We start from the raw sequence: 3,579 nt of genomic DNA, 5'->3' as shown, positions 1-3,579 counted from the left end.
GGAATATGCCTTTGAACTGCACTGCATATCTCATAGCCAACGCCTGTAGAAGGAAGACTTACCTCTGCAATAAGGCATGAACTGTGCTCTAAGAGAGCTATATCCCTTGCAAAGATCTCTTGCTCTGTCATGGAATATTCCACTTTTTCAAGCTGTGCATCAGCTACATGCTCACTAAGTACTTCATGCCCTTTAGAAACAATAAATGAGCAAAGATGCTGATAAACGGACAACATTTCTCTTCCACCACGGATAGAGCCTGAAAAAAAGACCTTCATAATACGCCTCTGAAATAATGTCCTTTTGTGTATTTGTCAGATATGTCCCTGCAGGAAAGATGGGGGACCGCTTGCTTGGAAATGCATTGATCGATACGTTTTTTGTATGCAGATACCACTAACCGCACTTTCTGCGCATCCATATACCTTGCGTCTATCCTGAATCTGAGTATATCTGCTTTGATAAAGTTGGCAACATCATCCAGCAAACATAATTCCCTGGAATTGAAAATATGGGTCCTGCAGCGTTCATCCATCAGTAGCGGGAATTCAAAACCTTTCTCATCCTTCATTGCATAAGTATTATCCCTACAGGGCATACAGCATGCATCATTTTCACCACCCAGCAAGCTTCCAACGATGCAATTCTCTATAACCATGAGCTTGAGATTTCCATGTACCACGCATTCCACAGTTCCATATCTGCTCAGTGATGAAACCTGCTCCAGTTTAAGCTCAGGAGATAAGGTAACAGCTTCAGTACCTGCACTATGGAAAAATGAAACCGATCTGTGGTTGAATACGTTAAGAGAACAGTCTATAATAATATTGCAACCCAACTGTTGAACTGCTCTGAGAACACCAAGGTTGCCAACAAGCACCCCACAGAAACCAATTTTCAGTGCCTCCCGGATAAGCAAATACAATTCATCCATTTCCTTATCCCAGACAATAGATGGTGTTGTAAGATATATCCTGCAGCCTGCCCTAAATGCAATATCATATGCTTCTTTAAGTGTGGTTTTCGTATGGCTGCGGAAGTCCTCATCTCCAAAATAGATCATATCTGCACCTTCATCTGCTGCACACAACAAACCATCCAGAGTATTCACACTGACAGACAGCAAAGGTTTTCCTGTTTTTTCCTCACGGTAAGTAGGAGGTGAAAAAATAAATTCTTCAAATGTACGTTTCCATTTTCTGGTTCTTATCTTCCCCATTTCCAGAACGGCACTGTTACGGATATTGTTCAGTTCCTTGATAGGAATGAAAATATCGGGGTCTGACCGGACTTCCAGTGAGACCGGATAGAAAACAGTAGCCCCAAGCTTTAAGAGCTGTTTTTCAACATCTATTTTAGTTGTCGGGTTTTTCTGGTATGCCTGGACAATATATTCTGAATCCATCCTTACCACATTGTTATCGCTGTCCTCCAAAGACATTTCCAGATGTTTGCCTTTTACAGCAGTAAGTTTAAGCCTCACGGACACTTTGCGTACAGGCGTTTGAGAAGTGAAAGACCTTTCCATAGACTTAAGAAGTGAGACATCTGAAGTCCTGTATACCTGCGTATCTGCAGATACTGGGTTGGAAAGAAGCAGGTCTACAACCATGCCTTTACCAGCAGTATTTATAGGTTTACCCTTGTAGAACATCCGGGTTACATTCTCACCCGTTCCTTCAGATGAAAAACCAATCCCATCACCAACATTGAGAGAGCCTGACAATTTGAGGCTTACATAGCCTCTGCTAGAACGACCGATTACAGTGCCCACCAGAACCCCTCGGTTATAAGGCACGTCGTGATCCATTAGCTCAAAACGTGGTTTTCCCGAAAGATATGCATGAGTAAAACCCCTGTTAAAAAGCTGTTCAAGTGTTATCAATTCTTCCTCGGATACAAAATAACCTGCAGGATCTGTTGCATACCGGTCCAGAAGCCGCCTATAGATACTTACCACACCTGCCACATATTCGGGACGTTTCATCCTTCCTTCGATCTTAAGGGACGAAACACCTGCTTCGATAATTTTGGGCAGGATTTCAGCAGTATTAAGATCTTTTGGGCTTAGCAGGAAATTACCTTTAACATTGACCTCTTCGCCATTCTTCTTCAAAGAATACTGCTTGCGACAGGGCTGTGCACAGTACCCTCTGTTACCGCTTCTTCCGCCTATCATGCTGCTGAACAGACATTGTCCGGAGTAACAGATACATAGAGCACCATGAATGAATACCTCAAGTTCTGCCTGCGTATGATCACGGATGGAACGGATTGCTTCAAGTGAAAGTTCTCTTGCAAGCACGACCCTTTTTACACCCAGACCTTCAAGTGAACATACACTTTCAGTGTTATGTACTGTCATCTGCGTACTTGCATGTACAGGAAGTTCCGGAAGAAATTCACGTAAAAATGAAAGCAAACCTATATCCTGCACTATTACGGCATCTGCTCCATATGCGGCAATGCTCTGCAGTGTCCTGGCAGCCTCAGCAAATTCTGCATCTTTTATAAGAGTATTCACTGTAATATATACCTTCACACCCCTGAGGTGAGCATAATCGATAACTTGTTCCAGCTCATCGAGAGAAAAATTAGAAGCATAAGCTCTGGCACTGAGCTTCTTAACACCCAGGTACACAGCATCTGCGCCATTCTCCACAGCTGCCTTAAGAGATAGCATATCACCAGCCGGGGCCAGCAGTTCAGGAATTGGGGACATTAGGTTTTCTGATGATGTCACGATATATAAAAGATGGCCGGAATACTTTGAAGTTTCCGGCCAATGTTCGGGAATATATATCCAAAGAGTCTATGCCTTCTTTTTCATAAGGTGGAATTTGATAACATATAAACAGAAAACTACAACTGCAAGATTAAACACAGCTCTGATTATGGGAACATATTCTGACTCGAACCATGTATATATCACATCATATACCGAACTGTAGAACTGGAGAGAAGAGATTGCAAGCAGGAGGGCCACCAATACAAACAGGCCTATCCTGAAATAATCTTCAATTGAAGATGCCTTTTTCTCTTTCACCTTTACTGGTGTAATTGATTGCTCATGCCCAAAATTTCCAGTTTCTTTTAAATCCCCGCTCATACAGATCTCCTCCTGAACATGAAGAATGCTGCAATTAAAGATACTATAGCAAATACTGAACCAAATCCTGGTGTTTGTGTTCCCTCATAGGGTACTTCGTATGCAGGAACTTCTGTTGGAGTTTCCTCTACTAGAAAATCGCTCGTTGTAACATCCTTAGACTCTACAGTTTTGTCTTTGTCAATAACTTTTTCCGGATTCAGTTGAACATAATCCTCACCGCGCTTTACAATAGTGTTATCTTTCCAGATGATGACCTCAACAACGTAATTGTAATTGTCAGGCACTGTAAGATTAACACTCCTTACAATGGTTTCTTCCGGACCGATGATCCCGGTGGTGGTCCAAACCTTATCAGCTATAAGGCGCGCATCCATTTCACGGGCTTTTACAAGCACCTTGTAGTCTTCACTCACACTAGAACCTGCGTTCGTGAGATAGATGTCATTCTCTATCACAACATTGTTACC

General features: G+C 42.4%; 4 protein-coding genes. All 4 read right to left on the bottom strand.

Annotated features, from left to right (window positions below; genetic code table 11):
- Nucleotides 1-278, bottom strand: a 278-nt coding sequence (locus AB7U21_RS11275; protein ID WP_428389126.1) for a nucleoside 2-deoxyribosyltransferase, incomplete at its 3' end; no start/stop codon positions are given.
- Complete coding sequence (locus AB7U21_RS11270; protein WP_428389124.1) at nucleotides 275-2,722, bottom strand: DUF3656 domain-containing U32 family peptidase; 2,448 nt, start codon at nucleotides 2,720-2,722, stop codon at nucleotides 275-277. The genes AB7U21_RS11270 and AB7U21_RS11275, both read right to left, overlap by 4 nt.
- Before the next feature lie 90 nt (nucleotides 2,723-2,812).
- Complete coding sequence (locus AB7U21_RS11265) at nucleotides 2,813-3,109, bottom strand: hypothetical protein (RefSeq protein ID WP_428389122.1); 297 nt, start codon at nucleotides 3,107-3,109, stop codon at nucleotides 2,813-2,815.
- Nucleotides 3,106-3,579: DUF7490 domain-containing protein (locus tag AB7U21_RS11260; RefSeq protein ID WP_428389120.1), on the bottom strand; the 474-nt coding region annotated here is incomplete at its 5' end. The genes AB7U21_RS11265 and AB7U21_RS11260, both read right to left, overlap by 4 nt.

It is taken from the genome of Methanomethylovorans sp. (assembly GCF_050177135.1).
Lineage (GTDB): Archaea > Halobacteriota > Methanosarcinia > Methanosarcinales > Methanosarcinaceae > Methanomethylovorans.
Note: the sequence above shows the minus strand (reverse complement) of the source record. Positions and strands in the feature narration are given on the sequence as shown.